This is a genomic window from Escherichia sp. MOD1-EC5990 (assembly GCF_002965285.1).
In the GTDB taxonomy this organism is placed as follows: Bacteria; Pseudomonadota; Gammaproteobacteria; order Enterobacterales; family Enterobacteriaceae; genus Escherichia; species Escherichia coli_F.
The window spans coordinates 81,934-99,328 of sequence record NZ_PTRV01000016.1; the positions used below are offsets into that span (position 1 = coordinate 81,934).

Genomic DNA, 17,395 nt, shown 5'->3' on the forward strand with positions numbered 1-17,395 from the left:
GATGCTCGCGCATTTTACCCGGCCTTGATTATTTCCCTCGTTTTGCTGCCATCATCGCCTTCAGATTTGCCAGATGGTTTTGGCCTTTCTGCATTCGTTCTTCGGCGCTGACAACTTTGCGCTCCTGTTCCCATACCAAATCATCCTGCGGCAGCTCCAGCAGGAAGCGACTCGGCTCCGGGCGCACAAGTTCGCCGTACTGACGGCGTTCTTTACACAGCGTAAAGGTCAATTCCTTCTGGGCGCGGGTGATGCCAACATAGGCCAGCCGCCGCTCCTCATCAATATTGTCTTCATCGATGCTGCTCTGGTGAGGCAAAAATCCTTCTTCCATACCGACCATGTAGACATAAGGAAACTCCAGCCCTTTTGACGCGTGCAGAGTCATCAGTTGTACCTGATCCAGCTCTTCCTCGCTCTCGCCGCGCTCCATCATGTCTCGCAGAGTAAAGCGCGTCACCACCTGAGTGAGCGTCATCGGCTCATCCAGTTCACTGCCTTCCAGCATCTCCGTCATCCAGCTAAACAGTTGGTTGACGTTCTTCATGCGCATTTCGGCAGCTTTCGGGCTGGGCGATGTTTCGTACAGCCAGGATTCATAATCCATGCCGTGGATCAGATCGCGTACTGCGGCAATCGGTTCCCGTTCCGCCAGGCGCTGGATTTCCGCCAGCCAGTGAGTGAAGCGGGTCAATGCTTCATAACCACGTCCGCTAAGCGTCTGGCTCAGGCCCATATCAAAACTGGCGGTAAACATACTTTTATTGCGCGTCATCGCCCACTCGCCCAGCTTTTTCAGCGTCGCCGGACCAATCTCTCTCTTCGGCGTGTTAACGATACGCAGGAACGCACTATCATCGTCCGGGTTAGTCAGCACACGCAGATAAGCCAGCAAATCCTTGATTTCCGGGCGAGAGAAGAATGAAGTACCGCCAGATATTTTGTACGGGATGCGGTTTTGCATCAGGAATTTTTCAAACACCCGCGACTGATGGTTACCACGATAAAGAATGGCATAATCTTTGTACTGCGTTTTATTGACGAAGTGATGGGCGATCAATTCACCGGTGACGCGCTCGGCCTCATGTTCCTCGTTATTCGCGCTTAAAACTTTTAGCTCTGTGCCGTAACCCAGTTCAGAAAAAAGACGCTTTTCAAAGACGTGCGGGTTATTGGCGATAAGGATGTTCGCCGCTTTCAGAATACGCCCGGAAGAGCGATAGTTCTGTTCGAGTTTAATCACCTTCAACGCAGGGAAATCCTGGCTCAACAGCACCAGGTTTTGCGGACGGGCACCGCGCCAGGAGTAGATCGACTGGTCATCATCGCCTACCACGGTAAAACGTGCGCGGCTGCCCACCAGCAGTTTCACCAGCTCATACTGACTGGTGTTGGTGTCCTGATATTCATCCACCAGCAGATAGCGAATTTTGTTCTGCCAGCGCTCGCGGACTTCTTCATTGCGTTGCAGCAGCAACGTCGGTAATAAAATCAGATCGTCGAAGTCGAGAACGTTGCACGCTTTCAGGTGTGAATCATACAGCCCATAACAATGGGCAAAAATACGGTCCCGCTCGCCCTTTGCTTCTGCCGCCGCCTGCGCCGGTGTTTTGAGATCGTTCTTCCAGTTAGAGATGGTCGAAATCAGCTGTTGCAGAAGAACTTTGTCATCTTCAATCAGCCCCTCGGTCAGTTCTTTGAGTAACGCCAGTTGATCGGTATCGTCAAACAGTGAAAAGTTCGCTTTCATCCCAAGCGCCGCATACTCCCGTTTGATGATATCCAGCCCTAATGTATGGAAGGTGGAGATCATCAGCCCGCGCGCCTCTTTACGCCCCAGCGTCTGCCCGACACGCTCTTTCATCTCGCGCGCCGCCTTATTGGTAAAGGTCACCGCCGCGATATGCCGTGCCTGATAACCGCAACCGCGGATCAGATGGGCGATTTTATTGGTGATAACACGAGTTTTACCGGAACCCGCGCCCGCCAGCACCAGGCAGGGGCCGGTAACGAATTCGACAGCTTGTTGTTGGCCGGGGTTTAGACGCATAGGTGTATTGCTCAATCTTCGAACGGGGGGAGGATTGTAGCAGAATCGCATTTGAATGTGACCGAGTGAAAACCGCTAACCGGATGGCTGCGGATGTTTAAATCAGAGAGGGAAGGCCGAAACCGGAGTTCATCATGAATCCATTAGACTTAGAAAATATCGGGTCGTAACGTTGTGTTATTACTTTTTCAGAGTTTACTAAGGAGAGGTTTACTCGTGGCGATTAATTTCAGCCCCAAGGTTGGTGAAATACTGGAATGCAACTTTGGTAACTATCCCGTTAGCCAGAATGGACAGTTCAGCACGACGTATTACGATGGCCGCATTCCACCTGAGATGATAAAAAATAGGTTGGTTGTCGTGCTCAACGGAAAAATTAATGGCAACGCATGTATCGTCGTTCCATTATCAACCACTCGCGACCATGACAAGTTAAATCGTGGAATGCATGTTGAAATAGCCAGTAATGTTATCAATGACCTGCAATTCTTTGATCCGCAGATACGTTGGGCTAAAGCCGACCTGGTACAACAAGTCAGTCGAAACCGATTAAACAGAGCAAGGACTTATCGGGGGTATCTTAATCAATGTTTGCCACATGAGTTGGTTGCAGACATACAGAGGGCAGTCATCAAGTCAATCAATGCCATATCGCTCATAAATTGACAATAAAATCACCATCCCCGATAATGACTCTGTAGCCCATAGAGGCCCTAAGTTTTCTCCCCTTGAGGGACCTGCGAAGCCCGGATTTTCCGGGCTTTTGCCATATATGTCCCCCCTCCCTGACTGACAATTTTTAATTCAAGGCACGATCATGGCAAAAACAGCAGCAGCACTGCATATCCTTGTAAAAGAAGAGAAACTGGCTCTGGATCTTCTCGAGCAGATTAAGAATGGTGCCGATTTCGGCAAGCTGGCGAAGAAACACTCTATTTGCCCGTCAGGCAAACGCGGCGGTGATTTAGGTGAATTCCGCCAGGGCCAGATGGTTCCGGCGTTCGATAAAGTGGTTTTCTCTTGTCCGGTACTGGAGCCAACCGGTCCGCTGCATACCCAGTTCGGGTATCACATCATTAAGGTGCTTTACCGTAACTAACAGCAAGGCCTTCTCCGGGAGAAGGCCTTGAACTCTGAATCGCACTTAACCCGCAACTGCAATACGTTTCATATCCGTCATATAGCCGCGCAGTTTCTTACCTACCTGCTCAATCGCATGGCTGCGAATCGCTTCGTTCACATCACGCAACTGCGCGTTATCTACCGCACCTTCCGGAATAGCTTTACCCAGGTCGCCCGGTTGCAGCTCTGCCATAAACGGTTTCAGCAACGGCACACAAGCGTAAGAGAACAGATAGTTACCGTACTCGGCGGTATCAGAGATAACCACGTTCATTTCGTACAGACGCTTACGGGCGATGGTATTGGCAATCAGCGGCAGTTCGTGCAGTGATTCATAGTAAGCAGACTCTTCGATGATGCCGGAATCAACCATGGTTTCGAATGCCAGCTCAACGCCCGCTTTCACCATCGCGATCATCAGTACGCCTTTATCGAAGTACTCTTGCTCGCCGATTTTGCCTTCAAACTGCGGCGCAGTTTCGAACGCGGTTTTGCCGGTTTCTTCACGCCAGGTCAGCAGTTTCTTATCGTCGTTAGCCCAGTCCGCCATCATGCCGGAAGAGAATTCGCCAGAGATGATATCGTCCATATGTTTCTGGAACAGCGGTGCCATGATCTCTTTCAGTTGTTCAGAGAGCGCGTAAGCACGCAGTTTCGCCGGGTTAGAGAGACGGTCCATCATCAGGGTGATGCCGCCCTGCTTCAGGGCTTCGGTGATGGTTTCCCAACCGAACTGAATCAGTTTTTCTGCATATGCCGGGTCGGTGCCTTCTTCCACCAGCTTGTCGAAGCACAGCAGAGAGCCAGCCTGCAACATACCGCACAGAATGGTTTGCTCGCCCATCAGGTCAGATTTCACTTCCGCAACAAAGGACGATTCCAGCACGCCAGCACGGTGACCACCAGTTGCTGCCGCCCATGCTTTAGCGATCGCCATGCCTTCGCCTTTCGGATCGTTTTCCGGGTGAACGGCAATCAGCGTCGGTACGCCAAACCCACGTTTGTACTCTTCACGCACTTCAGTGCCAGGGCATTTCGGCGCAACCATTACTACGGTGATGTCTTTACGGATCTGCTCGCCCACTTCGACGATGTTGAAACCATGTGAGTAACCCAGCGCCGCGCCGTCTTTCATCAGTGGCTGTACGGTGCGCACCACGTCGGAGTGCTGTTTGTCTGGCGTCAGGTTAACCACCAGATCTGCCTGCGGGATCAGCTCTTCGTAAGTACCCACTTTAAAACCGTTTTCGGTCGCTTTACGCCAGGATGCGCGCTTCTCAGCGATCGCTTCTTTACGCAGGGCATAAGAGATATCCAGACCAGAATCACGCATGTTCAGGCCCTGGTTCAGACCCTGCGCACCACAACCGACGATGACCACTTTTTTACCCTGAAGGTAGCTCGCGCCATCGGCGAATTCGTCGCGGCCCATAAAGCGACATTTGCCCAGCTGTGCCAGCTGCTGGCGCAGGTTCAGTGTATTGAAGTAGTTAGCCATGGTGATTCCTCGTGATGTTGTGCTTCTTATTGTTCGGTTCGCGTTTGCGAGATTGAATTCACTATATGACAGGAAATTTATTGCGGAAATTGATATATTCACAACGTCACATTGCAATTTTTGCAACGTCAACATTGAGGGCTGCGCCATTGGATTTACGCGATCTGAAAACCTTCCTGCATCTGGCGGAAAGCCGCCATTTTGGCCGCAGCGCGCGGGCGATGCACGTTAGTCCATCCACGCTTTCCCGACAGATTCAGCGCCTGGAAGAAGATCTCGGTCAGCAGCTGTTTGTGCGCGATAACCGTACGGTGACGCTGACCGAAGCGGGCGAAGAACTGCGCGTTTTCGCCCAGCAAACACTGTTGCAGTATCAGCAATTGCGCCACACCATCGACCAGCAAGGACCGTCGCTCTCTGGCGAATTACATATCTTCTGCTCGGTGACCGCTGCCTACAGCCATCTGCCGCCGATTCTTGACAGATTCCGCGCGGAACACCCGTCAGTGGAGATCAAACTCACTACCGGTGATGCGGCGGATGCGATGGAAAAAGTGGTGACGGGGGAAGCGGATCTGGCGATTGCCGGGAAGCCGGAGACGCTGCCCGGTGCAGTGGCGTTTTCGATGCTGGAGAATCTGGCAGTGGTGCTGATCGCGCCTGCCCTACCGTGCCCGGTGCGTAATCAGGTTTCGGTAGAGAAGCCGGACTGGTCTACAGTGCCGTTTATCATGGCAGATCAGGGGCCGGTGCGCCGCCGCATTGAGCTGTGGTTCCGACGCAATAAAATCAGTAACCCGATGATTTACGCCACGGTTGGCGGACATGAAGCGATGGTTTCGATGGTGGCGCTCGGCTGCGGCGTGGCATTGTTGCCGGAAGTGGTGCTGGAAAACAGCCCGGAACCGGTGCGTAACCGCGTGATGATTCTGGAGCGTAGCGATGAGAAAACGCCGTTTGAGCTGGGCGTTTGTGCACAAAAAAAGCGGCTGCATGAGCCGCTGATTGAGGCTTTCTGGAAGATTTTACCGAATTACTAAGGACAATTTCATGACAACAAGAAAGTGGATATTATTATTGGTTTTAGCGGTAAGTTGCATTGCGCAAGCCAAACCGAAAGGTATCACCGTTCAGGATGTGAAGCATCTGGCGTTGAAAGAGTGTTTAACGTCCCATTATCGTGAGCGTACGCCCGCTGATGCCTTTTCGGCTCCTGCTCATGACGTTTCATTTCTGCTTGAAAGGTATGCTTTAGATAATGCTGGAAAGTGGAATGCTTTTCAGAAATTTGTCGCCAAAGAGACGAAGGGATTTGGCACCCTCACCCTTGCGCTACATCCCGATAGCGCAAAGGATGCGAATAACATAATGGAGCGGTGTATGAGCTTTTATGAGTCGGAAAAGCTTGATAATTACATTCGTAATAAGATTATGAAGTAAATCGTGAGAAATAAATACATGGCAAAAAATAATAATCACTTACCATCGAATATCGATAATTTCTCTATCCATAAGAAATACACCCACATATTTGACATTGCCTTTGTAAAGTTTGGTGCCAGACTGGCAGATGTACAAATGACACTATTCAAAAACACATCGCCCTCAGTTTATACACTTCAATGTATAAGTGACGATGAATTGTTCTTTATTGATATTTACGAAGATGAGCAAGCCGTGTTAGCAGAACACCGAATTATTGATAATGAAGAAAATATTGTTTTCATCCCACATTGTTTTACAAAAATGTTAATGACTGCTTGTCAGGAAGCTAAAAAACAACCTGCTTTATACACGGAAGATATACTAATGAGCAAAAGAGTGCGTCGCCAGCGACTATCACAGACTATGCCTGCTCTGGTGAGCCTACGTGACATCCATATCGATTTTAGGACCAGTTACGGACATGGCGAAGCCTCATACGAGATCAATTTTAGTCCATACGCTATCGAAAATGGTGACTGGATGAACGCTAAAAGGTGCAGAAATTTTTCTGTTATGTTCGATGAGAATATGAATTTTATAGAAGTTCAATGGTATAGGGATTAAAAAAACTTAAACCGAAACACGATTTGGAAACATAACAACCTCCACTTCAATTTCTGTTAAATTACTTAAATTGATTATCAGTTTTAACTCTGAATGTTCGTTAATTGCCATCAAAATATCATTGCTAACAGAAATAAAGCTTATTGGGTTAGTCTGGGTAAAAAAGAATCCCCAGACAAAATTATTATCAGCATCTATATATACCAACGATCCCTCGTTTCCCATCGTTCCATCACCGCCGTAGATTTTCCCGCCTTTATACTCAGTAAATGTCCAGTAGTCGACGGGAACCCAGCAATCAGAATCGTATTTTTCAATACTGGAGAAGGATGTATCACACAAAGGAGTACACCAGGCTTTCTTCTCTTTCGTGTAATTATCGAAAGACTCCCGCCAGTTTAAAAGGGTGACAGTCCCATTCGCAAAGGTCAGGCTATCGATTCCAGGTAACTCTTTTTTCTCTTCCCAGCGTTTAAACATGACAATAAATCCTTTTATTTCATCACGTAGTATAACTCCCTAATGAAGACGTTCATTAGGGAGCCATGTGTTTAACCCGCCAAAAAGAACCTGAACGCCGGGTTATGGGTTTCGTCGTGGCAATCGTAGCCCAGCTCATTTAGCCGGGTTTCGAAATCCGGTTCGTGGTCGCCAAGCTCGAACGCCGCCAGTACGCGCCCGTAGTCGGTACCGTGGCTGCGATAATGGAAAAGCGAAATGTTCCAGTGGGTACCTAGCGTGTTGAGGAAGCGCAGCAGCGCGCCCGGCGATTCCGGGAACTCGAAGCTGTAGAGGCGTTCCTGCAACGGATGCGATGGACGCCCACCAACCATATAGCGCACGTGTAGCTTCGCCATTTCGTCGTCGGAGAGATCAACCACGCTGTAGCCGCCATCGTTGAGCATCTGCAAAATTTCTTTACGCTCTTCGAGCCCTCGACTTAAGCGCACGCCGACAAAAATGCAGGCGTTTTTGGCATCGGCAAAGCGGTAGTTGAACTCGGTGACCGAGCGCCCGCCAAGCAGTTGGCAGAACTTCAGGAAGCTGCCCTTCTCTTCCGGGATAGTCACCGCCAGCAACGCTTCACGCTGTTCACCCAGTTCGCAGCGTTCCGAGACGTAGCGCAGGCCGTGGAAATTGACATTCGCCCCCGAAAGCACATGCGCCAGTCGTTCGCCGCGAATATTGTTCTGGGCGATGTATTTTTTCATTCCCGCCAGCGCCAGCGCGCCGGAAGGTTCCGCCACCGCGCGCACATCTTCGAATAAATCCTTCATCGCCGCACAGATCGCATCACTATCGACGGTGATGATGTCGTCGAGATACTCCTGGCATAAACGGAATGTTTCGTCGCCAATGCGTTTTACCGCTACGCCTTCAGCAAATAGCCCCACGCGCGGCAGATCAACCGGATGACCCGCATCCAGCGCCGCTTTCAGGCAGGCGGAGTCTTCCGCTTCAACGGCAATCACTTTGATTTGCGGCATCAGTTGTTTGATCAGCACCGCCACACCCGCCGCCAGACCGCCGCCGCCGACCGGCACAAACACGCGGTCAAGATGGGCATCCTGCTGGAGCAGTTCCAGCGCCAGCGTGCCTTGCCCGGCGATCACCATCGGGTGGTCGAACGGCGGCACCCAGGTGAAGCCCTGCTGCTGTGACAGTTCGATCGCTTTCGCTTTTGCTTCGTCAAAGTTCGCGCCATGAAGCAACACTTCGCCGCCAAAGCCGCGTACCGCATCAACTTTGATATCGGCGGTGGCGGTTGGCATGACGATCAGCGCCTTCACGCCTAACCGCGCGGAGGAAAACGCGACGCCCTGCGCGTGATTACCCGCCGAGGCAGTGATCACGCCATGCGCTTTTTGTTCTTCCGTCAGGCCCGCCATCATGGCGTATGCACCGCGCAGCTTAAAGCTGTGTACCGGCTGGCGATCTTCGCGCTTCACCAGAATCACGTTATCAAGACGCGACGAGAGCTTTTCCATTTTTTGTAGCGGCGTGACCTGCGCCGCCTCGTAAACCGGTGCACGTAGCACCGCTCTTAAATATTCGGCGCCTTCCGGAGCACCAGACAGGGGTTGTGAGTCTGCCATCATTAACCCCCCAGTTTCGATTTATCGCGCACCGCGCCTTTGTCGGCGCTGGTTGCCAGGCTGGCGTAGGCGCGCAGGGCAAAGGAAACCTGACGTTCACGGTTTTTCGGCGTCCAGGCTTTGTCGCCACGGGCTTCCTGCGCTTCACGACGGGCCGCCAGTTCGGCATCGCTTACCTGTAACTGAATGCCACGGTTCGGTATGTCGATGGCGATCAGGTCGCCGTCTTCAATCAGGCCAATGCTGCCGCCGCTTGCCGCTTCCGGCGAGACGTGGCCGATGGAAAGACCAGAGGTGCCGCCGGAGAAGCGTCCATCGGTGATCAGCGCACAGGCTTTGCCGAGCCCCATTGATTTCAGGAAGCTGGTTGGGTAGAGCATTTCCTGCATGCCAGGGCCGCCTTTCGGGCCTTCATAGCGGATCACCACCACATCGCCCGCGACAACTTTGCCACCGAGGATCGCTTCTACCGCGTCGTCCTGGCTTTCGTACACTTTCGCCGGGCCGGTGAATTTGAGGATGCTGTCATCGACGCCCGCGGTTTTCACAATGCAGCCGTTTTCTGCGAAATTACCGTAGAGCACCGCCAGACCGCCGTCTTTGCTGTAGGCGTGTTCCAGCGAGCGGATACAGCCATTGGAGCGATCGTCGTCCAGCGTATCCCAGCGGCAATTCTGCGAGAATGCCTGTGTAGTACGAATGCCCGCAGGGCCAGCGCGGAACATATTTTTTACCGCATCATCCTGGGTCACGACGATGTCGTATTGTTCCAGTGTTTGCGGCAACGTCAGGCCAAGTACGTTTTTCACATCACGGTTCAGTAACCCCGCGCGATCCAGTTCGCCGAGAATACCGATAACACCACCAGCACGGTGAACATCTTCCATATGGTATTTCTGGGTGCTCGGCGCGACTTTACACAGCTGCGGTACTTTGCGGGAGAGCTTATCGATATCACTCATGGTGAAGTCGATTTCCGCTTCCTGTGCCGCCGCCAGCAGGTGAAGTACGGTGTTAGTCGATCCGCCCATCGCGATATCCAGCGTCATGGCGTTTTCAAACGCCGCCTTACTGGCGATGTTACGCGGCAGTGCGCTTTCATCATCCTGTTCGTAGTAACGTTTGGTCAATTCAACAATGCGTTTACCGGCATTGAGGAACAACTGCTTACGGTCAGCGTGGGTTGCCAGCAGCGAGCCGTTGCCCGGCTGCGACAGGCCCAGAGCTTCGGTCAGGCAGTTCATCGAGTTAGCGGTGAACATCCCGGAACACGATCCGCAGGTTGGACAGGCGGAACGTTCAACCTGATCGCTCTGGGAGTCAGAGACTTTCGGGTCTGCGCCCTGGATCATCGCATCAACCAGATCGAGCTTGATGATCTGATCGGACAGTTTGGTTTTCCCGGCCTCCATCGGGCCGCCGGAAACAAAGATCACCGGAATATTCAGGCGCAGGGAAGCCATCAGCATCCCCGGGGTGATTTTGTCGCAGTTAGAGATGCAGACCATGGCGTCGGCGCAGTGGGCATTGACCATATACTCAACGGAATCAGCGATCAGTTCGCGAGATGGCAGTGAATAAAGCATCCCCCCGTGGCCCATAGCGATCCCATCATCCACCGCAATGGTATTGAACTCTTTGGCAACGCCGCCAGCCGCTTCAATTTGTTCGGCGACCAGTTTACCGAGATCGCGCAGATGAACGTGACCCGGTACAAATTGGGTGAACGAGTTCACAACCGCGATAATCGGCTTACCGAAATCGGCGTCGGTCATTCCGGTGGCGCGCCACAGCGCACGAGCACCCGCCATATTACGACCATGAGTGGTGGTGGCGGAACGGTACTTAGGCATACTTTATTTACTCCCAGTGTCTGTCTCGTAAATGGGACGGTGCGTGCCGTCCCATTTTTTGTATTTATTGATTAACTTGATCTAACCAGCCCCATTTATCTTCGGTTTCACCAGTGAAGAGGCCGAAGAAGGCTTGCTGGATGCGTTTGGTAACCGGGCCACAACGGCCTTCGCCTACCTGGATACCATCTACACTGCGCACTGGCGTGATTTCAGCCGCAGTACCAGACATAAACACTTCATCCGCCAGGTACAGTGATTCGCGCGACAGCACCTGCTCACGCACTTCAATTCCCAGTTCTTTCGCCAGTTTGATGATGGCGTCACGGGTAATCCCCGGCAGCGCGGATGAGGTGAACGGTGGGGTAAACAGCACACCGTCTTTCACTTCAAACAGGTTTTCGCCCGCACCTTCAGAGATATAACCATTCACGTCCAGCGCGATACCTTCCTGATAACCGTGGCGGCGCGCTTCGCTACCCACCAGCAGAGAAGAGAGGTAGTTACCACCGGCTTTTGCCGCGGTTGGGATGGTGTTTGGCGCTGCGCGGTTCCAGGAGGAAACCATTGCATCGATCCCCTGCTCCAGCGCTTCTGCACCCAGATACGCTCCCCACGGGAAAGCGGCGATAATCACGTCGGTTGAGTATCCCGCTGGCGGGTTTACGCCCATGCCAACATCACCGACGAAGATCAGCGGACGGATATAGGCGCTGGTGAGATTGTTTTTGCGGATCACGTCACGACAAGCTTCCATCAGCTCATCAATGCTCTGCGAAACCGGGAAGCGATAGATTTTGGCGGAGTCATGCAGACGCTGCATATGCTCACGATGGCGGAATACAACCGGTCCTTTGTGTGAGTCGTAGCAACGGATGCCTTCAAAAACCGAGGTGCCATAGTGCAGCGCGTGCGACATCACATGCACCTTCGCGTCTTCCCAGCGAACCATTTCCCCATTGAACCAAATGTAATCAGCTTTCTTCGTGGTCATTTTTATATTCCTTTTGCGCTCAGGCGCGGATTTGTTGTGATGTGGTTGTGCTCTGGCAGATGGCAACGTGTGCGACGTCCACCAGTTTATTTAACTGACTAAACAGTAAGTCGACCGACCGTGGGCTGGCAACGGTCAATTCGATATTTATATTTTGTGCATCGCTGGCGGCGGCCATATTCATTGAGCAGACGTGGAAACCACGATGACGCACCACGCGTAAAACACGTTCTAAGGTTTCCGGATTGAAGCGAGCCGATACATTGACCTGATGTTGCATCATGATAATTTCTCCAACATTTCTGAATTACTGGCGCCAGGCGGCACCAGCGGCCAGACGTTCTCAAGTTCGTCGATTGAGACATGAAGCAGGTATGGCCCATCACTGTTCAGCATGGTGTCGAGTGCCGCTTCAACCTGGTCTTTACGGGTGATGTGTTGGCCAGGGATGCCGAAGGCGCTGGCTAACATGAGGAAATCGGGATTATCGGTAAGGGTGGTTTCGCTATATCGTTCCTGGAAAAACAGTTGCTGCCATTGTCGAACCATCCCTAACCGTTGGTTATCGAGTAAGACGATTTTCAACGGTAACTGCTTGCGTTTTACGGTGCCCAGCTCTTGCACATTCATCATGAAAGAGCCGTCACCGGAGATACAGACGACGGTATCGTTCGGTCGCGCAACTTGCGCACCAACCGCTGCCGGTAAACCAAACCCCATGGTGCCTAATCCGCTTGAAGTGATGAAATTTTCCGGGCGAGTGTGGACGATGTGCTGCGCGGCCCACATCTGGTGCTGCCCTACATCTGTGGTTACTACACAATCTTCAGGTTTACGATCCGACAGTTGTTTTAACAACAACGGCGCGTAGATAGCATCACCGGGATGGTTGTAACGCCATGCATGTTCATCACGCAGCTGCGCGCAGTGTTGCTGCCAGTCATTGATATTCAACGGCTGTCGTAATGCCGGTAACAGAGCATTTAAATCACCCTGCAATGCCACATGCGCCTGACGCAGCTTGTTCATTTCTGCCGGGTCGATATCCATATGGATAACACTGGCGTGTGGTGCGAAGGTGTTCAGTTTGCCAGTTACCCGGTCATCAAAACGTGCACCCACGGCGATCAACAAGTCACATTCCTGCACCGCAAAGTTCGCCGCTTTGGTGCCGTGCATCCCCAGCATGCCCAGATAGTACGGATAATCCGCATCAACTGCGCCAAGTCCTTTCAGCGTGCAGGTGGCAGGCATTTTTGTGGCAGCGAGAAATTCACGCAAAGCCGAAACTGCCTGCGCCATGCCCACGCCACCGCCAACGTACAGCATCGGTTTTTGCGCTTTTGCCAGCATCTGACGCGCTTGCTCGACTTCGGCATGTGGGAAAGTCACTTCGTTTTCAACAGTGGTGAACCACGGTTCCAGATCGCCGCTGGCTAACTGGATATCTTTTGGAATATCGACCAAAACCGGACCAGGACGACCAGAGCTGGCGACATCAAACGCTTCGGCCATGATACGCGGTAACTCTTCCAGTGATTGCACCAGGAAACTGTGCTTGGTGCAGGCTAACGACAACCCCAGAATATCCACCTCCTGAAATGCGTCAGTGCCGATAAACGGTGCGGATACCTGACCGGTGATAGCAACAACGGGGATGGAATCTAACAGCGCGTCCGCAAGCCCGGTTATCAGGTTGGTTGCACCAGGACCAGACGTGGCGATGCAAACGCCAGTTTTGCCGGTAGCACGGGCATAACCGATAGCCGCCATTGCTGCACCTTGCTCGTGTCGGCACAGCAAGTGTTCCACGCCACCGTCATACAATGCATCGTAAACCGGCATAATTGCGCCACCCGGATAACCGAAAACGGTATTCACACCTTGTGCCCGCAACGCATGTACCACCCACTGTGCGCCATTCATAGTTAGTTCCCCGTCCTGAATCTTGAGAAACAGAATTTTGTGCTGTTATTCATTGTCTGCTCCTCGGTTATGTTTTTAAGGTCAAAAAAAACCCCCGGACCTTTCGGTGCGGGGGTCTTAGTTCGTTAAGGCTTGATCTCTAAGCCTTTCCTCGTCCAAGTGCAGCCCCGCACGGTGGGATAATAATCACCACCACGCTAATCACGACCAGGCTAATCACTCGTAGAAGGGCTGTCATTTTGTCTTTTCTTGCATCTTGTTCGAAGGAATGCCTAAAGAGTTACCATAGATTTTGCGAATAGCACAAGATATTTTTTGGCCGATTTTTATGATGCCTTTAATAATTTCAATAGAAATTGTTGTTTTTTAAAAAGAAAACAGTGAGTGAAAAAAATTCAATTTCAGTATGAATGTTGTTCCCTTCCTCGTAGTTAATCCTTTGTCCACTGCATTTTTGCGAGCATCGTTCCACCGCCAGAACAACTCAACTTCACTTGCACAAATAAACAGGAATCAGCCACTAAAATTCACGAATTAGCGGGCTACAGCAGCGATATCTTATGCACATAATGGCGACTCAAGGAGGGCTTATGTCACTGTCAATTGTTCATACCCGCGCAGCCCTGGGAGTAAATGCGCCCCCAATCACTGTTGAGGTACATATCAGTAAAGGTCTACCAGGCTTAACGATGGTGGGCTTACCAGAAACAACGGTAAAAGAAGCTCGCGATCGCGTGCGCAGCGCCATTATCAATAGCGGATATGAATATCCGGCGAAAAAAATCACCATCAACCTTGCTCCAGCCGATCTGCCAAAAGAAGGGGGACGATATGATTTGCCTATCGCTATTGCGTTACTGACGGCCTCAGAACAGCTTACAGCCAATAAGTTAGATGAATATGAATTAGTCGGAGAACTGGCGCTTACAGGCGCTCTGCGTGGCGTTCCCGGCGCAATCTCCAGTGCAACTGAAGCTATTAAGTCGGGCAGAAAAATTATCGTCGCGAAAGATAACGAAGATGAAGTGGGGCTAATTAACGGTGAAGGATGCCTGATAGCCGATCATCTGCAGGCTGTCTGCGCGTTTCTGGAAGGTAAGCACGCTCTCGAACGTCCGAAACCAACTAATGCAGTATCCCGGGCGCTACAACATGATCTCAGTGATGTTGTCGGTCAGGAGCAAGGAAAGCGAGGACTGGAAATTACCGCCGCTGGCGGGCACAACCTTTTACTGATTGGACCGCCGGGAACAGGTAAAACAATGCTCGCCAGCCGTATTAATGGCCTGTTGCCAGATTTAAGCAATGAAGAGGCACTGGAGAGCGCTGCGATATTAAGTCTGGTAAATGCTGAATCAGTACAAAAACAATGGCGGCAGCGCCCGTTCCGCTCACCGCATCACAGTGCGTCGTTAACTGCGATGGTGGGCGGTGGTGCAATTCCAGGGCCTGGTGAAATTTCGCTGGCGCATAACGGCGTGCTTTTTCTTGATGAGCTACCTGAATTTGAACGGCGTACACTGGATGCCTTGCGAGAGCCGATTGAATCCGGGCAGATCCATCTTTCACGCACGCGAGCAAAAATAACCTATCCAGCCCGTTTCCAGCTTGTCGCGGCGATGAATCCCAGCCCTACCGGACATTATCAGGGAAACCATAACCGCTGCACACCAGAGCAAACGCTGCGTTATCTCAACCGACTCTCTGGTCCCTTTCTCGACCGCTTCGATCTCTCACTGGAGATCCCATTACCGCCACCCGGCATTTTGAGTAAAACGGTAGTGCCGGGAGAAAGCAGCGCCACCGTTAAACAACGCGTAATGGCCGCCAGAGAGCGCCAATTTAAGCGGCAGAATAAACTGAATGCCTGGCTGGATAGTCCGGAAATACGCCAATTCTGCAAGCTTGAGAGCGAAGATGCGCAGTGGCTGGAAGAAACGCTGATCCATCTGGGGTTATCGATTCGTGCCTGGCAGCGGTTACTGAAAGTTGCACGAACCATTGCTGATATTGATCAGTCCGACATTATCACACGTCAGCATTTGCAGGAGGCAGTTAGCTATCGTGCCATTGACCGTTTGCTCATCCATCTGCAAAAACTGCTGACATAAAAAAAGGGCATTTCGCCCTTTTTATTAATCGTCAGAATCGGTGTAGTCTTCAGCACCTTCAACCTGCGGTTTACCGCCGGAAAGGGTGTGAAAACGTTTTGGACGCTTGATACGCGTCATATACTTGGACCACACGCGTTCTGCTTCTGTCACTGGCTCACGTTCGCCACGGCATACTGCTACGAAGAGTTTCTCTTCCTCGGTAACCGGCTCGCGTTTGCCGAGATCCAGCTCATTGAAGGCATAACCATGACGTTCAAGCAGTTGTGCCTCTTTGATGGTGAAATCACCATGACGAGAGAATCCACGTGGATAATGTTTATTGTCGAAATATCGATTAGTCGTCGTAAAGCTTTCCGCCATCCTGCACGCTCCTAATTCTTTGACCGAGCTAGTTATGGCGCGGAGTATTAGTTACGCTTGACAGAGTGTAAAACAAAACATTTAAATCATAACGACAAATAATTTTGCGGAGAGCACTGTGGATACGGAATTGTTAAAAACTTTCCTGGAAGTTAGCCGAACGCGTCACTTTGGTCGAGCGGCTGAATCGCTCTATCTGACCCAGTCAGCAGTGAGCTTTCGAATCAGACAACTGGAAAATCAACTGGGTGTGAACCTTTTCACCCGCCACAGAAACAATATCCGTTTAACCGCTGCCGGTGAAAAGCTACTGCCCTATGCAGAAACGCTCATGAGTACCTGGCAGGCCGCCCGTAAGGAGGTGGCGCATACCTCACGACATAATGAGTTTTCTATCGGTGCCAGCGCCTCGTTGTGGGAATGTATGCTTAATCAGTGGTTGGGACGCTTGTATCAAAACCAGGATACCCATACAGGTTTACAGTTCGAAGCGCGAATTGCCCAACGGCAGTCTCTGGTAAAACAGCTGCATGAACGCCAGCTTGATCTTCTTATTACTACTGAAGCACCCAAAATGGACGAATTTAGCAGTCAGTTGTTGGGGTATTTCACTTTAGCACTTTATACCAGTGCCCCTTCTAAACTAAAGGGAGATCTAAACTATCTGCGATTAGAGTGGGGGCCAGATTTTCAACAGCATGAGGCAGGTTTGATCGGTGCTGACGAAGTTCCCATTCTGACAACGAGTTCAGCTGAACTGGCACAGCAACAGATTGCGATGCTTAATGGTTGCACCTGGCTACCCGTCAGTTGGGCGCGTAAAAAAGGCGGTCTGCATACCGTTGTCGATAGCACAACACTTTCACGGCCGCTTTATGCTATATGGCTGCAAAATAGCGATAAAAATGCGTTGATTCGTGATCTATTGAAAATTAACGTGCTGGATGAAGTGTATTAATCAGAATGACTGGCAAGGATGCCGGTGGAAAGATTTACTTCGGAGAGGGTTATTACAGACAAAAAAAATCCTTAGCTTTCGCTAAGGATGATTTCTGGCAGGGGCGGAGAGACTCGAACTCCCAACACCCGGTTTTGGAGACCGGTGCTCTACCAATTGAACTACGCCCCTAATTAGGGTGGCGGAACGGACGGGACTCGAACCCGCGACCCCCTGCGTGACAGGCAGGTATTCTAACCGACTGAACTACCGCTCCACCGAATTCTTTTACAACCACCGGTTTTATGACCGGCTTACTGCTTAATTTGATGCCTGGCAGTTCCCTACTCTCGCATGGGGAGACCCCACACTACCATCGGCGCTACGGCGTTTCAC

18 protein-coding genes and 2 tRNA genes are annotated in these 17,395 nt (G+C 51.4%); 7 read left to right on the forward strand and 13 right to left on the reverse strand.

What is annotated here, in order from left to right; translation table 11 throughout:
- Positions 1 to 28: 28 nt before the first annotated feature.
- Entirely contained in the window at positions 29 to 2,050 is a 2,022-nt protein-coding gene (gene rep / locus BEB42_RS17965) for a DNA helicase Rep (RefSeq protein ID WP_001238880.1), read from the reverse strand.
- A gap of 216 nt (positions 2,051 to 2,266) precedes the next feature.
- On the opposite strand from rep, the gene BEB42_RS17970 reads away from it, so the two are divergent.
- Together BEB42_RS17970 and ppiC are read left to right on the forward strand one after the other, a co-directional pair.
- Positions 2,267 to 2,716, forward strand: a complete 450-nt coding sequence (locus tag BEB42_RS17970) for a type II toxin-antitoxin system PemK/MazF family toxin (protein WP_000996697.1) — start codon at positions 2,267 to 2,269, stop codon at positions 2,714 to 2,716.
- Between the two features lie 151 nt (positions 2,717 to 2,867).
- A complete protein-coding gene (ppiC, locus tag BEB42_RS17975) occupies positions 2,868 to 3,149 on the forward strand; it encodes a peptidylprolyl isomerase PpiC (RefSeq protein ID WP_001140251.1) in 282 nt (93 codons plus the stop codon).
- Between the two features lie 45 nt (positions 3,150 to 3,194).
- On the opposite strand, the gene ilvC is transcribed toward ppiC, so the two are convergent.
- On the reverse strand, positions 3,195 to 4,670 hold the full coding sequence (gene ilvC, locus BEB42_RS17980; RefSeq protein WP_000024950.1) for a ketol-acid reductoisomerase: 1,476 nt from the start codon (positions 4,668 to 4,670) through the stop codon (positions 3,195 to 3,197).
- A 149-nt stretch (positions 4,671 to 4,819) separates the two neighbouring features.
- On the opposite strand from ilvC, the gene ilvY reads away from it, so the two are divergent.
- The 3 genes from ilvY to BEB42_RS17995 are packed head-to-tail and all read left to right on the forward strand — an operon-like array spanning position 4,820 to position 6,719.
- On the forward strand, positions 4,820 to 5,710 hold the full coding sequence (gene ilvY / locus BEB42_RS17985) for an HTH-type transcriptional activator IlvY (protein WP_000365800.1): 891 nt from the start codon (positions 4,820 to 4,822) through the stop codon (positions 5,708 to 5,710).
- A 10-nt stretch (positions 5,711 to 5,720) separates the two neighbouring features.
- Complete coding sequence (locus tag BEB42_RS17990; RefSeq protein ID WP_000213253.1) at positions 5,721 to 6,110, forward strand: hypothetical protein; 390 nt, start codon at positions 5,721 to 5,723, stop codon at positions 6,108 to 6,110.
- A gap of 18 nt (positions 6,111 to 6,128) precedes the next feature.
- Complete coding sequence (locus tag BEB42_RS17995) at positions 6,129 to 6,719, forward strand: hypothetical protein (protein ID WP_001107527.1); 591 nt, start codon at positions 6,129 to 6,131, stop codon at positions 6,717 to 6,719.
- Between the two features lie 6 nt (positions 6,720 to 6,725).
- Here BEB42_RS17995 and BEB42_RS18000 read toward each other — a convergent pair whose 3' ends face one another.
- From BEB42_RS18000 to ilvL, 8 genes are all read right to left on the reverse strand, one after another.
- Positions 6,726 to 7,199, reverse strand: a complete 474-nt coding sequence (locus BEB42_RS18000) for a hypothetical protein (protein ID WP_000476904.1) — start codon at positions 7,197 to 7,199, stop codon at positions 6,726 to 6,728.
- A gap of 71 nt (positions 7,200 to 7,270) precedes the next feature.
- On the reverse strand, positions 7,271 to 8,815 hold the full coding sequence (gene ilvA / locus BEB42_RS18005; protein ID WP_024218700.1) for a threonine ammonia-lyase, biosynthetic: 1,545 nt from the start codon (positions 8,813 to 8,815) through the stop codon (positions 7,271 to 7,273).
- Between the two features lie 2 nt (positions 8,816 to 8,817).
- The gene (gene ilvD, locus BEB42_RS18010) at positions 8,818 to 10,668 is read right to left on the reverse strand and encodes a dihydroxy-acid dehydratase (protein WP_001127378.1); all 1,851 of its coding nucleotides are present in this window, start codon (positions 10,666 to 10,668) and stop codon (positions 8,818 to 8,820) included.
- A 64-nt stretch (positions 10,669 to 10,732) separates the two neighbouring features.
- Positions 10,733 to 11,662 (reverse strand): branched-chain-amino-acid transaminase, encoded by a 930-nt coding sequence (gene ilvE / locus BEB42_RS18015; protein ID WP_000208520.1) that lies wholly within the window; start codon positions 11,660 to 11,662, stop codon positions 10,733 to 10,735.
- A 19-nt stretch (positions 11,663 to 11,681) separates the two neighbouring features.
- Positions 11,682 to 11,945 carry an acetolactate synthase 2 small subunit gene (ilvM, locus tag BEB42_RS18020; RefSeq protein ID WP_000983255.1) on the reverse strand — a complete coding sequence of 88 codons (264 nt, stop codon included), beginning with the start codon at positions 11,943 to 11,945 and terminating at the stop codon, positions 11,682 to 11,684.
- Positions 11,942 to 13,588 carry an acetolactate synthase 2 catalytic subunit gene (gene ilvG / locus BEB42_RS18025; RefSeq protein ID WP_001012587.1) on the reverse strand — a complete coding sequence of 549 codons (1,647 nt, stop codon included), beginning with the start codon at positions 13,586 to 13,588 and terminating at the stop codon, positions 11,942 to 11,944. The genes ilvM and ilvG overlap by 4 nt, the downstream gene beginning before the upstream one ends.
- 2 nt (positions 13,589 to 13,590) lie before the next feature.
- Positions 13,591 to 13,641: a peptide IlvX gene (gene ilvX, locus BEB42_RS18030; protein WP_001387183.1), complete on the reverse strand. Its 51-nt coding sequence runs from the start codon at positions 13,639 to 13,641 to the stop codon at positions 13,591 to 13,593.
- Between the two features lie 86 nt (positions 13,642 to 13,727).
- Positions 13,728 to 13,826 (reverse strand): ilv operon leader peptide, encoded by a 99-nt coding sequence (gene ilvL / locus BEB42_RS18035; RefSeq protein WP_001311244.1) that lies wholly within the window; start codon positions 13,824 to 13,826, stop codon positions 13,728 to 13,730.
- 352 nt (positions 13,827 to 14,178) lie between these two features.
- On the opposite strand from ilvL, the gene BEB42_RS18045 reads away from it, so the two are divergent.
- Entirely contained in the window at positions 14,179 to 15,699 is a 1,521-nt protein-coding gene (locus tag BEB42_RS18045; RefSeq protein ID WP_074500961.1) for a YifB family Mg chelatase-like AAA ATPase, read from the forward strand.
- A 24-nt stretch (positions 15,700 to 15,723) separates the two neighbouring features.
- Here the strand turns inward: BEB42_RS18045 and maoP are convergent, their stop codons facing one another.
- The gene (maoP, locus tag BEB42_RS18050) at positions 15,724 to 16,062 is read right to left on the reverse strand and encodes a macrodomain Ori organization protein MaoP (RefSeq protein WP_000841001.1); all 339 of its coding nucleotides are present in this window, start codon (positions 16,060 to 16,062) and stop codon (positions 15,724 to 15,726) included.
- Positions 16,063 to 16,180: 118 nt separating this feature from the next.
- On the opposite strand from maoP, the gene hdfR reads away from it, so the two are divergent.
- The gene (gene hdfR / locus BEB42_RS18055; RefSeq protein WP_000379254.1) at positions 16,181 to 17,020 is read left to right on the forward strand and encodes an HTH-type transcriptional regulator HdfR; all 840 of its coding nucleotides are present in this window, start codon (positions 16,181 to 16,183) and stop codon (positions 17,018 to 17,020) included.
- A 95-nt stretch (positions 17,021 to 17,115) separates the two neighbouring features.
- On the opposite strand, the gene BEB42_RS18060 is transcribed toward hdfR, so the two are convergent.
- A tRNA-Trp gene (locus BEB42_RS18060) sits at positions 17,116 to 17,191 on the reverse strand.
- A gap of 8 nt (positions 17,192 to 17,199) precedes the next feature.
- A tRNA-Asp gene (locus tag BEB42_RS18065) sits at positions 17,200 to 17,276 on the reverse strand.
- Between the last annotated feature and the right edge of the window lie 119 nt (positions 17,277 to 17,395).